This is a genomic window from Massilia sp. NBRC 108631 (assembly GCF_059704565.1).
Genome location: NZ_BAAKJE010000244.1, coordinates 60,653 through 77,733, shown reverse-complemented (window position 1 = coordinate 77,733; position 17,081 = coordinate 60,653). Strand labels below are relative to the sequence as shown.

Genomic DNA, 17,081 nt, shown 5'->3' with positions numbered 1-17,081 from the left:
GCGCGCCGAGGGCGCGCGCTCATATCCCCATACCAATCCAGTGCCCACCCAAAGGCAGCAACCCAACACCCCGCCGCATCCGAAGTCCGCGCCCCGCTAAAGTCCAGCCCGTGTCGCGACACCGGCGCTGCTAACCGCTGCCCCGGAAATACGCATCACTACAGACTTTCAACAAATCCTCTCCTGGCCCCGTGGCTGGGCCGTCCGCTCAGGACCGCTTCGCCTGCCCAATAACGCTCGCCACCTTGGTGGTAATCATATCGACCGCCGGGCCATTAGCGCCGTGCGGAATAATGACATCGGCATGGCGCTTGGTTGGCTCGATAAACTGCTTATGCATCGGGCGTACCGTTTCCAGATACTGGGTGACGACGCTCTCCACCGAGCGGCCGCGTTCGGTAATATCCCTTTGCATACGGCGGATGAAGCGGATATCGGAGGCTGTATCCACATAAATCTTGAGCGACATCATGTCGCACAAGTCCGGGTCATACAGCGCAAACAGGCCCTCGATCACGATGACGGGAGCCGGCTTGACCGGAATGGTCCGGCTGGAGCGGTTATGCAGCGTGAAGTCGTACTCCGGCATCTCGATCGCCTCGCCATTGCGCAACGCCTGTACATGTTGTACCAGCAGTGGCCATTCGAAAGCCTGCGGATGATCGTAATTCTTCTGGCTGCGGACTTCAGGGCTGAGGTGGGTCTGGTCGCAATAGTAATCATCCTGCATGACGACCGAGACCATATCAGCGCCAAACTCAGCTAACACCTTCTGGGACACAGTGGACTTGCCACTGCCGCTACCGCCTGCGACCCCAATGATAAACGGTTGGAAAGAAATCTTGTTCATGCCGAATGATACCGGAACCTTGGCCAGCAACACCAGCGCCCCCAAGCCCCGCCGGGCCCGCGCTGAGCCGGCAAGCGACAATCTGCGCGTTTTGCTTCATGGCAAATAAATGAAGAAGCCGCCTGGTGGGCTACTTCTTCAATCCATCAATGTTTTTCGAACTGCATTTCGCGGCCCTGCCGCTCCAGTATCAAACTGCCGTCCTGCACATCCAGCGTGAAGTTGAAATCCGCCGGCTCAGCCGCAGGCAGCTGGAAGTCGATTGGCGGCGGCGCGGCTGCTGTGTTATTTTTGCGTTTCAGCCAATCCTGAACTTGACGCCATGCCGACCGCTCCTTTGTTCTTTTCCAACGCAAGCACATTTCGCGCATGGCTGGAGAAAAACGCCGCCACCGCGCCCGAGCTGCTGGTCGGATTCCACAAGGTGGGCAGCGGGAAGCCGAGCATGTCCTGGTCCGAGTCGGTGGACGAAGCGCTGTGCTTCGGCTGGATAGACGGCGTGCGCAGGCGCATCGACGGCGACACCTATTCAATCCGCTTTACCCCGCGCCGCGCCACCTCGATCTGGAGCGCCGTCAACATCGAGAAAATGAACAAGCTGCGGGCGGAGGGGCGCATGACGCCGGCCGGCGAGCAGGCGTTTGCGCAGCGCTCGGAAGCCAAGTCCGTCATCTATTCGCACGAGCAGGCCGAAACAGCGCAGCTGACTGCCGTCGAGCTGAAGCTGTTCAAGGCCAACAAGGCCGCGCAGGCTTATTTCGACACCACCCCGCCCAGCTACAAGAAGCGCCTGCTACACTGGGTCACCAGCGCCAAGAAGGCCGAGACACGCGCGTCCCGCCTTGGCAAACTGGTCGACGCGTGCCAAGCCGGCGTGCGGCTGGACTGGTCCAGCAAACCCATTCAGTAAAGGACACGTTATGCCAGCATTCACGCCAGCGGAGTTCGTCAAGGAGGAAGATACCGCCGAGGGAGCAGGCGCTCCCAACCAGACGTTGTGGATTTCCGAGGCCGGTGGACTGACGCAGTTCGGGGCCTTCGTGGAAGTGCTGCAGCCCGGAACGCGTTCGTCCATCAAGCACTGGCACAGTGCGGAGGATGAAATGGTGTATGTACTGGAAGGCCAGGTCACGCTGGTGGAAGGCGACACCGAGAAGCTCCTGAATCCCGGCGACGCGGCCACCTTCCGGGCCGGCGTTGCGGTGGGCCACTGCCTGTGGAACCGCAGCGCTTCGCCGACACGCTGCCTGGTGGCCGGAACCCGCGCCGCGGTAGACAACATCACCTACCCGGACCACGACCGCGTCTGCCACCGCGACCGCTCGCTGCCGGACGACATCTGGCTAGACACGGCAGGCGCACCCGCGTCCAGCCCTTACTAGTCCGAACGCTATTGCTTCCTCATCCAGCGCCTATCGTTGCGCCGGTATGCTGTGGAAGCCCCGACTTGGCCGACAAGGATGAATATGCTGAAACGAATTTCTTGCGCTCTCGCTCTGGCTGCAGCCTTTTCAGCGCAGGCGCAGGCGGTCAAACCCATCAAGGTGCTGATCGTCACTGGCGGCTGCTGCCACAACTATCCGGCGCAACGCGCCATTCTCGAAGCTGGCCTGAAGGCGCGCATCCCGGCCGAGGTCACGCACGCGTTCTACGATCCTAAGCAGGGTGAAAAGGCGACGCGGCCCGCGCTCCCGATTTACGGCAATCCCCGCTACGCCGACGGCTACGATGTCGTGGTCCACAACGAATGCGCCGCGGACGAAGACAGCGCCGCCGTTGTCGATACCGTGCTGGCGCCGCATCGCCTGGGCACACCCGGCGTGAACCTGCATTGCGCCATGCACTCCTTCCGCTCCGGGGAATGGAAGCAGGCCGTGAAGGCGGGCGATGCCAACGCCAAGTGGTTTGAATACACCGGCATCCAGTCCACCGGCCACGGCCCGCAGTCGCCCATCCACCTGGCCGCAAGCGCTGCCGGCCATCCCGTCGCGAAGGGCTTCCAGCCCTTCGTGACGGCTAACGAAGAGCTGTACAACAACCTGACCCAGTTCAACGTTAGGCCTGTCCTCACCGGTACCCAGCCGGAAGCGAAGGTCGAGGCTGAAAGGGCGCTGCAGTTCAACGTGGCCTGGACTCACCGCTACGGACCCAGGCAGGCCAGGGTCTTCAGCACCACGCTGGCGCACAACGAAGCGGGCATGGCGGACCCGCGCTACCTGGACCTGGTGGCGCGCGGCCTGCTGTGGGCCACTGGCCACCTGCGCGAAGACGGCCAGGCCGAAGCGGGCTACCTGCTGACGCAATAGCCGCTGTCAGTCGTAGCTCCAGCCGGCCGCCCGCTGCACGGCCTTTTCCCACATTTCCATCCGCGCGGCGCGCTCGCCGTGGCAAAGGGCAGGCTCGAAACTGCGGCTGGCGCGCCACAAACCTGCCAGATCGCTGACGCTGTCCCACATTCCCACACCGAGCCCCGCGAGCTGCGCCGCGCCCAGCGCCGTGGTTTCGGTGTTCACTGGCCGCACTACCGGCACGCCCAGCGCGTCGGCCATCAATTGCAGCAGCAGGTCGCTGGCCGCGCCGCCGCCGTCAACGCGCAGTTCGCACAATGCGACGCCCGCATCGGCCTCGATGGCGCGCAGCACTTCGGCAGTCTGGCAGGCGATGCCGTCAAGCGCGGCGCGCGCGATATGGGCCTTGGTGGTGCCCCTGTGCAGGCCCACGATAGCGCCCCTGGCGTAAGCGTCCCAGTGCGGCGCGCCCAGCCCCGCGAAGGCTGGCACCAGGCATACGCCGCCGGTGTCGCCCACGGTGGCGGCCAGCCGCTCCACCTCGGCGATATCGTCCACCATGCCCAAGCCGTCGCGCAGCCACTGCAAGGTGGCGCCGGCCATGAATACGCTGCCCTCCATCAAATGCGTCACGCCGCCCGCGCCGGTCCAGCCTATGGTCGAGAGCAGGCGATGGCGCGACGCGGCGGGACGCGTGCCGGTGTTCATCAGCATGAAGCTGCCGGTGCCGATGGTGTTCTTGGCCATGCCGGGCGTGTGGCAGGCCTGCCCAAAGGTGGCGGCCTGCTGGTCGCCTGCGATGCCGGCGATGGGGACGGCGCTGCCGAACACCCCGGGCAGCGTGTGCGCGGCCACGCCGCTGCTGGCCACGACATCCGGCAGCACGCCGGCCGGAATATCGAACAGCGCCAGCAACTGCGGGTCCCACTGCAAGGTGCCGATGTTGAACAGCATGGTGCGCGAAGCGTTGCCGGCGTCGGTGACGTGCGCGCCGCTGAGCTTGAACACCAGCCAGGAATCGATGGTGCCGAACGCCAGTTCGCCGCGCCGCGCGCGCTGGCGGGCGCCGGGGATATGGTCGAGCATCCATTTCAGCTTGGTGGCGGAGAAGTAGGCGTCGAGCACCAGGCCGGTCTTGTCGTGCACCATGTCCTGCAGGCCGGCTTCGCGCAGGCGCGTGCAATCGCCAGCAGTGCGCCGGTCCTGCCAGACGATGGCGTTCATCAGCGGCTCGCCGGTAGCGCGGTCCCACAGTATCGTGGTCTCGCGCTGGTTGGCAATGCCGATGGCGGCCAGCTGGGCGGCGCGGACGCCATGCGCGGCCAGCACCTCGCGGGCGGCCGATAATTGGGAATCCCAGATGGCGCGCGGATCGTGTTCCACCCAGCCGGGCTGGGGAAATAGCTGGGGGAAGGCGTTTTGCGCCATGCCCACCACGCCGCATGCGCCGTCGAACAGCACCGCGCGCGAGCTGGAGGTGCCCTGGTCCAGGGCGAGGATATAGCGCCGCATGGTCAGGCACTTCCCGCGCCGGCGATGTTGCCGCTGCCGCTGTCGTTACCGCTGTTTCGCCGTAGCCATTCGCCCACTGCGGCCGCTGCGAACGGTGGCACGTCGAGGCCGAGCTTGGTACGGCGCCAAAGCACGTCGTCGGCTGTGCGCGCCCATTCGGCTTTCACCAGATACGCCAGTTCGCGTTCATACAGCTGCGGCGCAATTTCAGCGCCCATGCCGGCGGAATCGCCGCAACCGTCCAGCATGCGGTGCACGCGCGTGCCATAGGCGCGGGCATAGCGCTGCAGCAGTGCCGGCGGCAGCCACGGATAGCGTACCGCAAGGCCGGCCGCGAAGGCAGGGAAGTGCGCCACGGACTCATTGCTGGCGGCCGCGCCGAGCAAGTCGCCACCCGGCAGGCAGGCCGTGGCGGTCCAGGCCTTGCCGGGTATGGCGATCATTTCACCCAGCTGGTCCAGCGCCTGTTCCGCCAGCGTGCGGTAGGTGGTCACCTTGCCGCCGAATACGGACAGCAGCGGCGCGTTACGCCGGTCCGCAACGATTTCGTAGTCGCGCGTGAGCGCCTGGGCGCTGCCCGCGCCGTTGTCGATCAGTGGCCGCACGCCGGCGTAGCTCCAAACCACGTCGCCGGCCGTAATCCTGCTGCGGAAGTAGGTGTTGCTCAACTCGCACAGATAGTCCACTTCGCTCGTGCTGATCCCTACCCGCGCCGGGTCGCCGTCGTATTCCATGTCGGTCGTGCCGACCAGCGTATAGCCGGACTGGTAGGGGATGGCGAACACGATGCGCCCGTCCGGGTGCTGGAAGATGTAGGCATGGTCATGGTCGAACAGCTTGCGCACCACGATGTGGCTGCCCTTGACCAGCCGCAGCGGGCGCTGCCGCGCGCCGTCCGCCAGCGCGTGCAGCTTCATGGCCCAAGCCCCGCCCGCGTTGACCAGGCTGGCGGCGCGCACGGCGACGCGGCTGCCGTCCTCGCGGCGCAGCTCCGCGTGCCAGCGTCCGCCGTGCGCCGCCACGGACACGCAGCGCGTGCGGGTCAGCACGCGCGCGCCATGCTCCGCCGCCGCGACGGCGTTCAGCACCACCAGGCGCGCGTCGTCCACCGACGCGTCCGAATACACGAAGCCGCGCTCCATGCCGGCGGCGAGCGGCACGCCGGCCTGGTGCTGCCGCAACGCCACCTGGCGCGAAGCGGCGAGCAGCTCGCGACGTGCCAGCCTGTCGTACAGGAACAGGCCGCAGCGCAGCATCCACGCCGGGCGCAGTCCTTTCACATGCGGCATCACGAAGCGCAGTTCGCGGATCAGGTGCGGCGCGCTGCGCATCAGCACTTCGCGTTCGCGCAGCGCCTTGCGCACCAGGCCGAACTCGTAATACTGCAGGTAGCGCAGACCGCCGTGTATCAGCTTGGAGGAGGCGGAGGAGGTGTGGGCGCCCAGGTCGTCCTGCTCGCACAGTACGACGGACAGGCCGCGTCCCGCCGCGTCGCGCGCAATGCCGGCGCCGTTGATGCCTCCACCCACCACCAGCACATCGCACTCCAGCGCTCCGGTTGGCGATTCGGCTGGCGTTTCGTTTTTCCCCATCGTCATGCCGTCACGCGGGCCAGCCATGCCAGCAGGTTGGCGATCACCTCGGCGCGGTTGGTTTCGTTCAGTACCTCGTGCCGCGCGCCGCCGTACACATGGGTCGACACGTCGCGCATGCCGGCCTGGCGCAGGCGCCACACCAGCACGTCGAACCATGCCAGCATGCCGTTCACCGGGTCGCGGTCGCCGGTGAACAGCAGCAGCGGCAGGTCTTTCGGCAGCTGTTCCAGTTGCGCCGCGTCGGCGGTGCGCGCGCCCGTGTCGAAAATCGAGACCAGCGACGCTTCGGTCAGCGGAAAGCCGCACAGCGGGTCCGCCATGTAGGCGGCCGGAACGTTGGGATCGCGGCTGAGCCAGTCCACCGGCGTGGCGGCGTTGGGCACCGTGGCGTTGGCCGTTTCCACGGTCCACCCTGAAACGCGCGGATCGAGCAGTTCCAGCGCCGTGGTGCCGGACAATGCGCACGCGTGCAGCAGGTGCGCGTGGTCGAGCAGGTAGATCTGCGCGGCCATCGAGCCCATGCTGTGCGCCAGCATCACCAATGGCACGCCGGGATGCGCGGCGCGGATGTGGCGCGACACTGCCGCCATGTCGTCCACCAGGCCCTGGAAGCCGCGCGCGCCGAAGTCGCCCAGTTCGCGCCGCCGCCGTGCCAGCGCGCCATGCCCGCGATGTTCGCTGGCGTAGACCGCGTAGCCGGCCTGCAGCAGCGCTTCGGCCACGTGCTGGTAGCGTGCCGAGTGTTCGGCCATGCCGTGCACGATCTGCACCACGGCCCGGGGTGCCGCGCGCGGCCAGCACAGTACTTCGATGGCCTGGCCGTCATTGGCTTCCAGGGCGATGCGTTCCGCAGGGTGTTTCATTGCATCCTCCATCTCAGTAGCGCACCGTCAAGTCGACGCCGTAGCGGCGCGGGTAGGGCACGGTGGTGAAGCGGGTCTGCGACGTGGCGTCCAGCACGATGCCGGCCGGGTTGCGGTTGTCGCTCAGGTTCTTGCCGTACAGCGCTACTTCCACCTTTTTCGAAGGGCTGAGCAGGGCGATGCGCGCCGACACGTCGCGCGTGACGCCGACCCGCGAGGCGGGCGCGTTGGTGGCGAGGAAGTACTGCTCGCCGATCACGCTGGCGTCGCCATGGAAGTTCAGCTTGTAGCCGCCCAGCGGCAGGCTGTAGTCGATGCCGGCGTTGGCGGTGTAGCGCGGCGCTTCTATCATGCGCTTGCCGGACAGGTCCACGCCGTTCAGCAGCAGCTCGCGGTACTTCCCGTTCAGCAGGCCCACGCTGGCGTTCACACGCAGTTCCCGCGTGGCTTGCAGCGCCGCCTCGAACTCGGCGCCGGTGATGCGCGACCGGCCCGCGTTGACCAGTTGCTGCGTACCGATGCCCACCACGTTGAGGAACTGCTGCTGCTTGAAGTCGTAGCGGAAGGCGGATGCGTTCAGCGTCAGCCTGCGGTCCCACATCTGCGATTTCACGCCGGCCTCGTAGGAGTTCAGGTATTCCGGCTTGGCGGTGTTCAGGTCTGCCGCGTTGGTCAGCGCGCCGCCGTTGAAGGCGCTGCTGCGGTAGCCGCGCGCATAGTGGCCATACGCCATCACGTCGCGCGAGAGCTTGTAGCTGGCGCCCAGGCGCCCGGTCGGCTTGGCGTCGCTGTAGCTGAGCGTGGGCTGCACCGGCACCACGGGCGTGACGTGGAAGCCGCGCATTTCGCCTTCGTCGCGCGTGTAGCGCAAGCCGCCGTAGATGGTGGCGCGTTCGTCCAGCTCGTACGTGCCGTCCACGTAGGCCGCGTTGGAGCGGCGTGCCTGGTTGTATTTCTGGCGCAGGATGGGCAGCACCGGCGGGCCGCCGAAGATGGTGTAGGTGGTGCCGATGTCCACCTTGTCGCGCTGGTGGTACAAGCCCGCGATGACCTGGAACGGGCCGTCGAAGGAGCTGGAGAACCGCAAGTCCTGGCTGAACTCGTGGGTCTTCGAGGTGAAGTCGATGTGCAGCAGCGGGTCCATGGTGCCGTCGGCGTCCACCAGGTTGAGGAAGCGTCCGTTCAGGAAGGATGTGATGGACGTGACGGTGCCGTGTTCCAGCCGCTTGTTGAGCGTCAGGTAGCCGCCGCTGCCGCGCACTTCGATATTGCCCGAGCGGTCGGTAGCCGCTTCGCGGTCACCCAGGCGCGCGCCGGTGAAGGGATTGATGCGCGGGTTCTTGCCCAGTGCATTCAAACCGTTGGCCGCCAGTCCCTCGTTGGTGGCGCCCACCGCCTCCGGGTTGTTGCGGACAGCGAACAGGCGCAGCGTGCCGTTCAGGCCACTCTCGTCCTTGTAGCCCAGGCTCAGCCGCACCGCCTTGCGGTCGATGTTGGACAGGTCGTGGCCGGCGGGGTTGACGTTATGGACGTAGCCGTCCGAATGCGCGCCGGTGAAGGCCAGGCGCGCGCTCAGGCGGTTCTCTATCAGCGGCGCTTCCAGCATGCCCTTGGCTTCGCGGTAGCCGTTGCTGCCCACGCCCACCGTCATTTCCGCCTGCTGGCGGAAGGTGGGCTTCTTCGAAATGAAGTTGACCGCGCCGGCGGTGGTGTTCTTGCCGAACAGCGTGCCCTGCGGCCCGCGCAGCACTTCCACGCGCTCGACGTCGAAGATCTGCGCACCACCCAGGTATTGGGCGCCGACGTAGACTTCGTCGAAGAAGGCGCCGGTGGGCGAGATGGCGTTCAGGTTGAATTCCGAGCTGGAGATGCCGCGCAGCGAGAACTTCGGCTGCGACTCGTCGCCCAGCACCGATACGCGCAGGTTGGCCACCAGGCGCGCGATTTCGGTGCCGGTATCGAGCTTGGCGTTGGCCAGCGCCTGCGCGCTCATGGCGTTTACCGACAGCGGCACCTCTTGCAGCAGCTGCTCGCGCTTCTGGGCGGTGACCACCACCTTGTTGGCGTCGGCGATTTCTTCGGCCGGCGGGGCGGGCGGCGGGGCGGCAGGCTCCTGCTGCGCGTGGACGGTAGCGGCCAGGCCCAGCATGGCGGCCGCGCCGAGTACATTGGTATAGTTCATTGCTTGTCTCCTTCTTTATAGTTGTGGCACTGCTGGCATCAAGTGATTGCGGTACTGCTCCCTGATACGGTTCTTTTGAATTTTTCCCGTCGGCCCCATGGGCAGGCTGTCGACGAAGACCACGTCGTCCGGTATCCACCAGCGCGCCACCTTGCCGTTGAAGTGCGCCAGCAGCGCATGGGGTTCCAGCTCGCAGCCGGCTTTTCGCACCACCACCAGCAAGGGGCGCTCCTCCCACTTCGGATGCGGCACCGCGATGCAGGCGGCCTGCTGCACCGCCGGATGCGCCATGGCGATGTTCTCCAGGTCGATCGAACCTATCCACTCGCCGCCGGACTTGATCAGGTCTTTGCTGCGGTCGGTGATGCGCATATAGCCGTCGGCGCTGATGGTGGACACGTCGCCGGTGGGGAACCAGCCGCCTTCCAGCGCGGAGCCGGGCGGCTGGCCGAAATAGGCGTCCGCCACCCACGGGCCGCGCACCATCAGGTGGCCGGCGGCCTTGCCGTCCCACGGCAGTTCGGCGCCGTCGTCGTCCACGATCTTCATGTCCACGCCGAATGGCACGCGGCCTTGCGCTTGCAGCAGCTGGCGCTGCTCATCGGCCGGCAGGTCCAGGTGGTGAGCCTGCAGCGTGCAGACGGTGGCGATGGGGGACAGCTCGGTCATGCCGAAGGCGTGGATCACCTGTACGCCATACTCTTCGCGCAGACCGTCCATCAGCGCCGGCGGGCAGGCCGAGCCGCCGATCACGGTGCGCGCAAACGTGGAGAAGCGCAGGCCCTCGGTGCGCACGTGGTTGAGCAGGCCCAGCCAGATGGTGGGTACGCCGGCCGAGAACGTTACGCCTTCCTGCTCGAACAGCTGGTACAGCGAGGCGCCGTCCAGCGCGGGCCCGGGCAGCACCAGTTTGGCCCCCACCAGCACGGCCGAATAGGGCAGGCCCCAGGCATTCACATGGAACATCGGCACCACCGGCATCACGCAGTCGCGTGCCGACAGGTTGAGCATGTCCGGCGCCACCGAGGCGTAGGAGTGCAGCATGGTGGAGCGGTGCGAATAGAGCACGCCCTTCGGATTGCCGGTAGTGCCGGAGGTGTAGCACAGGCCGCAGGCGGCGTCCTCGTCGAACACCGGCCAGGTGTAGCTGCAGTCCTGCTCAGCCAGCAGCTCTTCATAGCAGGCCAGGCGGGGAATGCCCTTGATGCCGATGGCGTCCTTGTCCATCACGATGAAGGCCTTCACCCGCGTGCAGTGCGGCGCAATGGCCTGCACCAGCGGCGCCAGCGAGCGCTCGAAGAACAGGTAGTCGTCGCCGGCGTCGTTGATGATGAAGGCCAGTTGCTCGGGATGCAGGCGCGGATTGATGGTGTGGATGACGGCGCCGGAGCCGGATACGGCGTAGTACAGCTCCAGGTGGCGGTAGCCGTTCCAGGCCAGGGTGCCGACGCGGTCGCCCATGCGCACGTCCAGCGCGGCCAGCGCGCCGGCCAGGCGCTGCGCGCGGGCGTGGCAGTCGCGGTAGGTGTAGCGGTGCAGGCTGCCGTCGTCGCAGCGGGAAACGATTTCGCGCGTGCCGAAGTGGCGCTCGGCGTGGCGCAGGATGGCGGAAATGAGCAGGGGGCGGCGCATCATCTGGCCGGGCAGCGGACTGTGGACGTGCTGGTACATAAAGGTCTCCTGGCGCGTGCGGCGGAAAAAGAGCTGTCCGCGCCGCGCTGTTTCGGTGATAGTATTTTGTAGACACTGTAGGCGAGGGGGCGGCGGACGTATTGCCCCCGGAGGCCAAGTTATTGTTCGGCGAAGACAGCGGCGAAGATCACACGACGAGACCGCGTACACGGAGACAAATGGGAACTGCAATGGAACACGCGCGCACGCGCAGCCAGCCGACCACGGCTGGATCATGGCTGCAAGGCATCCGGGACATGCTGCTCAGCGCGGGCCTGGACCCGGCCGCCATCTTCGCCGACGCAGGCATCCCCGCCGCGCACGTCGGCGATCCGCACCAGCGCATCCAGAGCGACCAGCTCAGCCGCCTGTGGAACGTCATCACGGCGGTGTCGGGCGACGAGGCGATCTCGCTGGCGTCGTCCGATTGCCCGCGCCCGGCCACGCTGGATCTGCTGACCTACACCATGATGACCGCGCCCAACCTGGAGGCGGCGCTGCAGCGTTTCATCCGCTACCTGCGCATCATCAGTGACGCCACCACCTTCACGCTGGAGCCGGACGGCGCGCGCGGCCAATGGCTGCGGCTGGCCATCGAAGGCGGCGAGTTGGCGGTGCCGCGCCAGCGCTGCGAATTCATCCTGATTACCATACTCAATATCTGCCGCTGGATCAGCAGCAAGGCGATCAATCCTGCCGCGATTGAATTCGTGCACGTGGAGCCGGGCAGCACGCAGGCGCACGCGCGCGCGTTCGCCGGGCCGCTCACATTCAACGCCGCCCGCAACGGACTGCTGATTTGCGCCGCGGATCTGGCCGCGCCGCTGCCGGCCGCCAATGCCAGGCTGTCGGAGCTGCACGAGAAGTTCGCCTGCGATTTCCTGGACCGCATGGACAGCGCGCGCCTGACGCCGCGCGTGCGCGACATCATTGTGCGCAACCTGCCGGACGGCGATCCGCCGCGCAGCCTGGCGGCGGCCGCGCTGTGCATCAGCGAGCGCACGCTGCAGCGGCGTTTGCAGGAAGAGGGGATGAGCTACCAGGAGCTGGTGGACGACACGCGGCGCGAACTGGCGCGCGACTATCTGGCGAAAGAGCAGCTGGCACTGGGGCAGGTGGCGTTCATGCTGGGCTTCGCCGACCAGAGCGCATTCTGCCGCGCTTGCCAGCGCTGGTTTGGCTATACGCCGCGGCAATTGCGTAAGCGCCTGTCCGAGTCCGTCCAAACTGCTGAGATAACTCAGCCATAACGCGTTTCCTGACGCAAACGTACAGAAGTTCTCCCCTGTGAATCGATATAGTAGGCAGCAAACGATAACGCTGCTGTATAACGATTACTGGGAGTTGAACAAGCTGTGCGACCGCATATTTACCGTGGTTTTGAAATCAACTGTGTTGTAGCAAAAGCAGAGACCGGCAAGCCCAGCGCCCGATGGCATTGCGCACTGACTATCCGTGCGCTTGATGAGCCGGAACCGCTGCACTATGAAATAGACCTGAATGCCTGGACGCCCGCCGGCGCGCGCAACCTGTGCATCCAGTATGCCAAGCAGCACGTGGACGAGTCCAAGGGGCCGGAGCAATACGCCGGCCAGGCGCCGCCGTGCCCGCCCAGTTCTCCGCTACGCAAGAAGAGCGGCTAGCTTGCCTAGAAACCGAGTCCCCGGCATGCGCCGGGAAGGCAGATCATGCCGTGGCCGATGAGGTTGAGCAGGGCAACCGTAAGCAGCGCCGCCAGCAACGCCCATGCCGAGGTCCTGGCAGCGTGCAGAAGCATCGGGCGCTTGACCTGTTTTACCACCAGCACCGCCAGCATGATGCTGCCAGCCAGCAGGGCCAGCGACATGACCAGCATGCGCAACATGGCGCCGCCGACGGACAGTTCGTAACCGTACGCGGGAACGATCTGGCCCACGAAGAACAGGTCCATCAGCGGGAAGGCGAAGGTGTAGATCAGCGCGCCGAGCAGGCGGTCGCGCGGGGAGAGGGGGAGTTTGGTGGCGCCGGGCATGCGGGGATTCTATCGCATGCCGCGACCAAGCAACGCACGGGAACGTGCTACCATGCAATATATGAAGCATAGACTTTTCCTTTTCGATTTGGACGATACGCTGCTCGACTTCAAGGCCTCCGAGAAGCTTTCCTTCACCCGCACCATGCAGCAGCTTGGGCTGCCCGACGGCATGGACGGCCTGTTCGCGCAATACCAGGCGATCAACGTGGCGCTGTGGCGCAGTTTTGAAGCGGGCGCCGTGACCAAGGATTTCCTGAAGGTGGAGCGTTTCCGCAAGACTTTCGCCGCCAACGGCTTGGAATGCGATCCCGAACTGGCCAGCCGGCTGTATCTGGATTCGTTGCCCGATACGGTGGTGCTGATCGACGGCGCCAGGCAGCTGTGCGAGACGCTGGCCGGCATCGGCGAAGTGGGCATCATCACCAATGGCGTCGAACATATCCAGACGCGGCGCATCGCCAGCTCGGGGCTGCAAGCGCACATCTCTTTCGTATCGACTTCGGAGGCCAGCGGCTATGCCAAGCCGGACGTGCGCTTCTTCGAGTACGCTTCGAAGATGGCGCGTGCCTTCCGCAAGGAGGATGCGGTCATTGTCGGCGACAGGCTGGACGCGGACATACTCGGCGCGAACCGCTATGGCATCGAAAGCTGCTGGTTCAATCCGGAGCGCGCGGCCAACGAGTCGGAAGCGGTACCGACCTACGAAGTCTCCAGCCTGCACGACGTGGTGCCTGCACTGGCGGCCTGAATCAATTCGGCGCGGCGCTGCGCTGCAAAGCGCATCAGTTCGGGAAAGAATTGCTCGAAGCCGCCGGCGATGGCGGCGTAGTGCAGGCGCAGGTCGTCCAGGCCCTCGCGCATCAAATGGCCATTGCGGCTCAGGCGCGTGGAGATGCGCGTGACGGCCATCTCCACGCCCGCCAGCTCCTCGTAGCCCGCCAGCCACTGCTGCTCGATGATGCGCGGCGCGATGGCCTGCAGCTTCTCAGGCAGGATATCCATGTGGGCGCGCAGCGCGCGGTGAAAGCGTTCTATCAGAACGTGGCGCGGCATGTCGCTGTACTGGTCCCAGCGCTGCGTGAGCAGGTGGTCGTAGAACACGTCGAGCACGATGCCGCCGTAGCGCCGGCGCGGGCCGCCGAACAGCCGCACTGCATCCTTCACGACCGGGTGGCCGTCGGTGTAGCTGTCGATGTAGCGGTGCAGCATGATCTCGCGCTCGATCTCGGGCGTGTACACGCCGCTCACATTGGCCTTGGCAAAATCGCCCAGCATGGCGCCTATCATGGCGGCGTCGCTCTGGCGGGCGAGGAAGATGTGCGCGAGGTAGTTCATGCGCCCATTGTAGCCCGGGGCTATACTTTGACGCGTGGACCGACGCGAACCTGGACGAGGCGATATGCGAATAGCGGCAATTTCTGACATACATGGCAATCTATGGGCACTGGAGGCGGTGCTGGAAGACATTGCGCGCCGTGGTGTGGACATGACGGTTAACCTGGGCGATATCGTGTCCGGCCCGCTGCTGCCGCGCGAGACGGCGCAACGGCTGATGGCGTTGCAGTTGCCCACCATCGCCGGCAACCACGAGCGCCAGGTGCTGGCGCATGATCCGGCGCGCATGGGCGCGTCCGACCTGTACGCGCACCAGCAGCTGGACGAGGACCAGCGCGCGTGGATAGGCGCGCTGCCGGCAGAGCTGCGGCTGGCGCACGAGGTGCTGCTGGTGCACGGCATACCCGGCAATGACCTGGTGTATTTCATGGAGACGGTGACCGAGCAGGGCCAGCGTCCCGCCACGCATGGCGAGGTGCTGGAGCGCGCGGGCGATGCGCGCGCCTCGCTGATCCTGTGCGGACACACGCATGTGCCGCGCAGCGTGCAGCTGGACGACGGGCGCTTGATCGTGAATCCTGGCAGCGTGGGCTTGCAGGCGTATGACGATGCGCATCCGTATCCGCACAAGGCGGAGAACTACACGCCACATGCGCGCTATGCGCTGGTGGAGAGCACGGCGCAGGGCTGGCGCGTGGAGCAGGTGGCGGTGCCGTATGACTGGCAAGCGGCCAGCGCGCTGGCTGCGCGCAATGGACGGCCGGAGTGGGCTTATGCGCTCAGGACCGGGCGCATGCCGGAGTGATGGCGGCGGCGGATTAGGCGGGCACGCCGTAATCCGCCGTTCAGGCGCTGGCGATTTCCGCGCCGGCCAGGAAGCCGGCCAGCACCGTGTTGACGTCGGCGGCGTGCGTGATGGGCGCCATGTGGCCGCCACGGGTCTGCACGGCGGCGCCGTTGGGCAGTGCGGCGGCCAGGCAGGCTGCCACGCGGCGCGTCGATTGCGGGCTGCGTTCGCCCGACAGCACCAGCGCCGGCATGTCCAGCTCGGCCATGTCGGCCAGCGTGGCCGCTTCGCCCAGCAGGGCCTGGAAGTCCAGCTTGACCTTGGCGATCTGCGCGGCAAAGCGCTGCTGCTGCGCCGCAGGCAACCGGTCGAAGGCGCCTGCGCGGTTCCAGTAGTCGATGAAGGTGCGCGCGGCGTCCTGCGCGCCGGCGGCGCTGTGGATGTCTGCCACCACGTTCTCAATTTCAATGCGCGCCGCGTCGTCTTCGGACAGCAGGTGGAAGGCCACCGGCTCGAACAGCGCCAGCGACAGCACGCGCGCGCGCATCTGGCGCGCCATGCGCAGCGCGGTGGCGCCGCCGTAGGAATGGCCGATCAGGTGGAACGGCTCGTCGGGCGCGAGCTTGCCGGCGATGGCGGCGTTCACCGCATCGACCTCGTGCGCCAGCGAGAAGTCCGCTTCGGCGCCGGACGGGAAGGGCGATTTGCCGTAGCCCAGCAGGTCGACGGCGATACAGCGGAAACTGCCTTCCTGCCCGGCCATCAACTCGGCCCACTGGCCTTTGGAACTCATGGAGCTGTGCAGCAGTACGACGGCCGGGCGCGCGTCCGGCTGGGCATGGATGGTGGTCATGTGACTATCGCAAACGGCAAAACCGGCGATTATAGCGCCTTGCCGGCTCGCCTTGCTAGCTTGATGCCAACCGGACGCGCGGCGGCGTGCCGGCGTCTCTGCTACAGCGCGCGCACCGGAATGCAGATGTCGCAGATCATGTCGCCGGTGGCCGGGTCGAAGCTGCCGGCCGGATCGAAGCGCTCGAAGCTGGGGCGGTCGTCGCACTGCAGGCCGCTCGATGCCAGCCATTCGCGGGTCAGCCACATCCATGCATTGCTGATGGTTTGCGGCTGGCCCCTGAATTTGGCTACCGCGTAGCGTCCGCCCGGCAGCGTGGCCAGGCTGGCCGGGCCGGTCGGCTGGAAGCCTTCCGGCACGGTGACGCAGGCGTCGTAGCGGCATTTGTCGGGCGGCGTGACGCTGGGGTCGTCATGGCCGACGCCGTAGCACAGCTGGCCGTCCAGGCCGTGCGACCGCATCCACGGCGCCATGGTCTGGCGCCAGAACACGCCGATTTGCGGTCCGTAAGGTCCGATCAGGCGCTGGTAGGCCACGCGCACGGCGGGCAGGTCGGTGATTTGCACATCCATTTCGGTTTCTCCGTAAAGGGTTAAGGAGCCGTCATGGTCGCCCGGCGGGCGCGGGCGCGCCTGACCGGGCTTGCTGTGGAGCTGATCAGGATTGCTATGCATGGCCGCCAGCTGGGCCGCCGCCCGCTGCGGGGCGCCGGCCCGCCATTCGGTGGGCGTGCAGCCGAACTGCTGCTTGAAGGCGCGCGCGAACGCTTCGCCCGAGCCGAAGCCGCATGCCAGCGCGACCTCCAGCACCGGTTCGGCGCTGCCGCGCGCCAGGCGTCCGGCCGCCGTTTCCAGGCGCCGCCGGCGCGCGTAGTCGCCCAGGGTCTCGCCCATCCAGGCGGCGAAGATGCGGTGGAAGTGGAAGCGCGAAAAATTGGCCACGTCGGCCAGTTGCGCCAGGTCGAGCGGCGCGTCCAGGTGCCGGTCGATGTAGTCGAGCACGCGGTTCATGCGGCGCGCGTATTCGGCGCGGCTGGCGCGCATGCGTGCGTCGGGAGGCAGGGTGTGGTTCATGGCGGGTGATTATGGCACGGTTGCGGAATGGAATCCGCAACCGTGCCGCCGCGCGGGG

18 protein-coding genes are annotated in these 17,081 nt (G+C 66.4%); 7 read left to right on the top strand and 11 right to left on the bottom strand.

Translation table 11 applies throughout. The annotated features are described in order from the left end of the window. Positions 1-208: 208 nt before the first annotated feature. Together udk and AC6H42_RS26200 are read right to left on the bottom strand one after the other, a co-directional pair. Positions 209-850, bottom strand: coding sequence for a uridine kinase (gene udk / locus AC6H42_RS26205; RefSeq protein ID WP_057153734.1), 642 nt, complete (start codon positions 848-850; stop codon positions 209-211). Positions 851-1,135: 285 nt separating this feature from the next. Next, positions 1,136-1,297 carry a hypothetical protein gene (locus tag AC6H42_RS26200; RefSeq protein ID WP_497549309.1) on the bottom strand — a complete coding sequence of 54 codons (162 nt, stop codon included), beginning with the start codon at positions 1,295-1,297 and terminating at the stop codon, positions 1,136-1,138. On the opposite strand from AC6H42_RS26200, the gene AC6H42_RS26195 reads away from it, so the two are divergent. From AC6H42_RS26195 to AC6H42_RS26185, 3 genes are all read left to right on the top strand, one after another. Beyond that, a complete protein-coding gene (locus AC6H42_RS26195) occupies positions 1,224-1,760 on the top strand; it encodes a YdeI/OmpD-associated family protein (RefSeq protein WP_497549308.1) in 537 nt (178 codons plus the stop codon). The genes AC6H42_RS26200 and AC6H42_RS26195 overlap by 74 nt on opposite strands. 10 nt (positions 1,761-1,770) lie before the next feature. Then, entirely contained in the window at positions 1,771-2,232 is a 462-nt protein-coding gene (locus AC6H42_RS26190; RefSeq protein WP_057153540.1) for a cupin domain-containing protein, read from the top strand. An 84-nt stretch (positions 2,233-2,316) separates the two neighbouring features. After that, positions 2,317-3,156, top strand: a complete 840-nt coding sequence (locus AC6H42_RS26185; RefSeq protein ID WP_497549306.1) for a ThuA domain-containing protein — start codon at positions 2,317-2,319, stop codon at positions 3,154-3,156. A 6-nt stretch (positions 3,157-3,162) separates the two neighbouring features. On the opposite strand, the gene glpK is transcribed toward AC6H42_RS26185, so the two are convergent. Genes glpK through AC6H42_RS26160 form a run of 5 tightly spaced genes read right to left on the bottom strand, consistent with a single transcriptional unit; the run spans position 3,163 to position 10,961 of the window. Beyond that, positions 3,163-4,650, bottom strand: coding sequence for a glycerol kinase GlpK (gene glpK / locus AC6H42_RS26180; protein ID WP_057153542.1), 1,488 nt, complete (start codon positions 4,648-4,650; stop codon positions 3,163-3,165). 2 nt (positions 4,651-4,652) lie between these two features. Beyond that, positions 4,653-6,248: a glycerol-3-phosphate dehydrogenase gene (gene glpD, locus AC6H42_RS26175; RefSeq protein WP_497549305.1), complete on the bottom strand. Its 1,596-nt coding sequence runs from the start codon at positions 6,246-6,248 to the stop codon at positions 4,653-4,655. After that, complete coding sequence (locus AC6H42_RS26170) at positions 6,245-7,108, bottom strand: alpha/beta fold hydrolase (RefSeq protein ID WP_497549304.1); 864 nt, start codon at positions 7,106-7,108, stop codon at positions 6,245-6,247. Before AC6H42_RS26170 ends, glpD begins: the two co-directional genes overlap by 4 nt. A gap of 13 nt (positions 7,109-7,121) precedes the next feature. Further along, positions 7,122-9,290, bottom strand: coding sequence for a TonB-dependent receptor (locus AC6H42_RS26165; RefSeq protein ID WP_497549303.1), 2,169 nt, complete (start codon positions 9,288-9,290; stop codon positions 7,122-7,124). Positions 9,291-9,305: 15 nt separating this feature from the next. Further along, entirely contained in the window at positions 9,306-10,961 is a 1,656-nt protein-coding gene (locus tag AC6H42_RS26160; RefSeq protein ID WP_497549302.1) for a 3-(methylthio)propionyl-CoA ligase, read from the bottom strand. 179 nt (positions 10,962-11,140) lie between these two features. Between AC6H42_RS26160 and AC6H42_RS26155 the strand changes: the two genes are divergently transcribed. Beyond that, on the top strand, positions 11,141-12,211 hold the full coding sequence (locus tag AC6H42_RS26155) for an AraC family transcriptional regulator (protein ID WP_082551536.1): 1,071 nt from the start codon (positions 11,141-11,143) through the stop codon (positions 12,209-12,211). 105 nt (positions 12,212-12,316) lie between these two features. After that, complete coding sequence (locus AC6H42_RS26150; protein ID WP_497549301.1) at positions 12,317-12,604, top strand: hypothetical protein; 288 nt, start codon at positions 12,317-12,319, stop codon at positions 12,602-12,604. A 5-nt stretch (positions 12,605-12,609) separates the two neighbouring features. Here AC6H42_RS26150 and AC6H42_RS26145 read toward each other — a convergent pair whose 3' ends face one another. Further along, a complete protein-coding gene (locus tag AC6H42_RS26145; protein WP_497549300.1) occupies positions 12,610-12,972 on the bottom strand; it encodes a hypothetical protein in 363 nt (120 codons plus the stop codon). A 61-nt stretch (positions 12,973-13,033) separates the two neighbouring features. On the opposite strand from AC6H42_RS26145, the gene AC6H42_RS26140 reads away from it, so the two are divergent. Next, complete coding sequence (locus tag AC6H42_RS26140) at positions 13,034-13,723, top strand: YjjG family noncanonical pyrimidine nucleotidase (protein WP_057153549.1); 690 nt, start codon at positions 13,034-13,036, stop codon at positions 13,721-13,723. Here AC6H42_RS26140 and AC6H42_RS26135 read toward each other — a convergent pair. Further along, on the bottom strand, positions 13,675-14,310 hold the full coding sequence (locus tag AC6H42_RS26135) for an acyl carrier protein phosphodiesterase (RefSeq protein ID WP_057153550.1): 636 nt from the start codon (positions 14,308-14,310) through the stop codon (positions 13,675-13,677). The genes AC6H42_RS26140 and AC6H42_RS26135 overlap by 49 nt on opposite strands. Before the next feature lie 64 nt (positions 14,311-14,374). Between AC6H42_RS26135 and AC6H42_RS26130 the strand changes: the two genes are divergently transcribed. Beyond that, positions 14,375-15,115 (top strand): metallophosphoesterase family protein, encoded by a 741-nt coding sequence (locus AC6H42_RS26130; protein WP_497549299.1) that lies wholly within the window; start codon positions 14,375-14,377, stop codon positions 15,113-15,115. Between the two features lie 40 nt (positions 15,116-15,155). On the opposite strand, the gene AC6H42_RS26125 is transcribed toward AC6H42_RS26130, so the two are convergent. Next, positions 15,156-15,950, bottom strand: a complete 795-nt coding sequence (locus AC6H42_RS26125) for an alpha/beta fold hydrolase (RefSeq protein WP_082551537.1) — start codon at positions 15,948-15,950, stop codon at positions 15,156-15,158. A 101-nt stretch (positions 15,951-16,051) separates the two neighbouring features. After that, complete coding sequence (locus AC6H42_RS26120; protein ID WP_157200804.1) at positions 16,052-17,023, bottom strand: AraC family transcriptional regulator; 972 nt, start codon at positions 17,021-17,023, stop codon at positions 16,052-16,054. Positions 17,024-17,081: the final 58 nt, after the last annotated feature.

Excerpts from the sequence above, each read along its gene's own strand:
- udk (WP_057153734.1), bottom strand. The coding sequence starts at position 850 with ATGAACAAGATTTCTTTCCAACCGTTTATCATTGGGGTCGCAGGCGGT.
- AC6H42_RS26200 (WP_497549309.1), bottom strand. The coding sequence starts at position 1,297 with ATGCTCGGCTTCCCGCTGCCCACCTTGTGGAATCCGACCAGCAGCTCG.
- AC6H42_RS26190 (WP_057153540.1), top strand. The coding sequence starts at position 1,771 with ATGCCAGCATTCACGCCAGCGGAGTTCGTCAAGGAGGAAGATACCGCC.
- AC6H42_RS26185 (WP_497549306.1), top strand. The coding sequence starts at position 2,317 with ATGCTGAAACGAATTTCTTGCGCTCTCGCTCTGGCTGCAGCCTTTTCA.
- glpK (WP_057153542.1), bottom strand. The coding sequence starts at position 4,650 with ATGCGGCGCTATATCCTCGCCCTGGACCAGGGCACCTCCAGCTCGCGC.
- glpD (WP_497549305.1), bottom strand. The coding sequence starts at position 6,248 with ATGACGATGGGGAAAAACGAAACGCCAGCCGAATCGCCAACCGGAGCG.
- AC6H42_RS26170 (WP_497549304.1), bottom strand. The coding sequence starts at position 7,108 with ATGAAACACCCTGCGGAACGCATCGCCCTGGAAGCCAATGACGGCCAG.
- AC6H42_RS26165 (WP_497549303.1), bottom strand. The coding sequence starts at position 9,290 with ATGAACTATACCAATGTACTCGGCGCGGCCGCCATGCTGGGCCTGGCC.
- AC6H42_RS26160 (WP_497549302.1), bottom strand. The coding sequence starts at position 10,961 with ATGTACCAGCACGTCCACAGTCCGCTGCCCGGCCAGATGATGCGCCGC.
- AC6H42_RS26155 (WP_082551536.1), top strand. The coding sequence starts at position 11,141 with ATGGGAACTGCAATGGAACACGCGCGCACGCGCAGCCAGCCGACCACG.
- AC6H42_RS26145 (WP_497549300.1), bottom strand. The coding sequence starts at position 12,972 with ATGCCCGGCGCCACCAAACTCCCCCTCTCCCCGCGCGACCGCCTGCTC.
- AC6H42_RS26140 (WP_057153549.1), top strand. The coding sequence starts at position 13,034 with ATGAAGCATAGACTTTTCCTTTTCGATTTGGACGATACGCTGCTCGAC.
- AC6H42_RS26135 (WP_057153550.1), bottom strand. The coding sequence starts at position 14,310 with ATGAACTACCTCGCGCACATCTTCCTCGCCCGCCAGAGCGACGCCGCC.
- AC6H42_RS26130 (WP_497549299.1), top strand. The coding sequence starts at position 14,375 with ATGCGAATAGCGGCAATTTCTGACATACATGGCAATCTATGGGCACTG.
- AC6H42_RS26125 (WP_082551537.1), bottom strand. The coding sequence starts at position 15,950 with ATGACCACCATCCATGCCCAGCCGGACGCGCGCCCGGCCGTCGTACTG.
- AC6H42_RS26120 (WP_157200804.1), bottom strand. The coding sequence starts at position 17,023 with ATGAACCACACCCTGCCTCCCGACGCACGCATGCGCGCCAGCCGCGCC.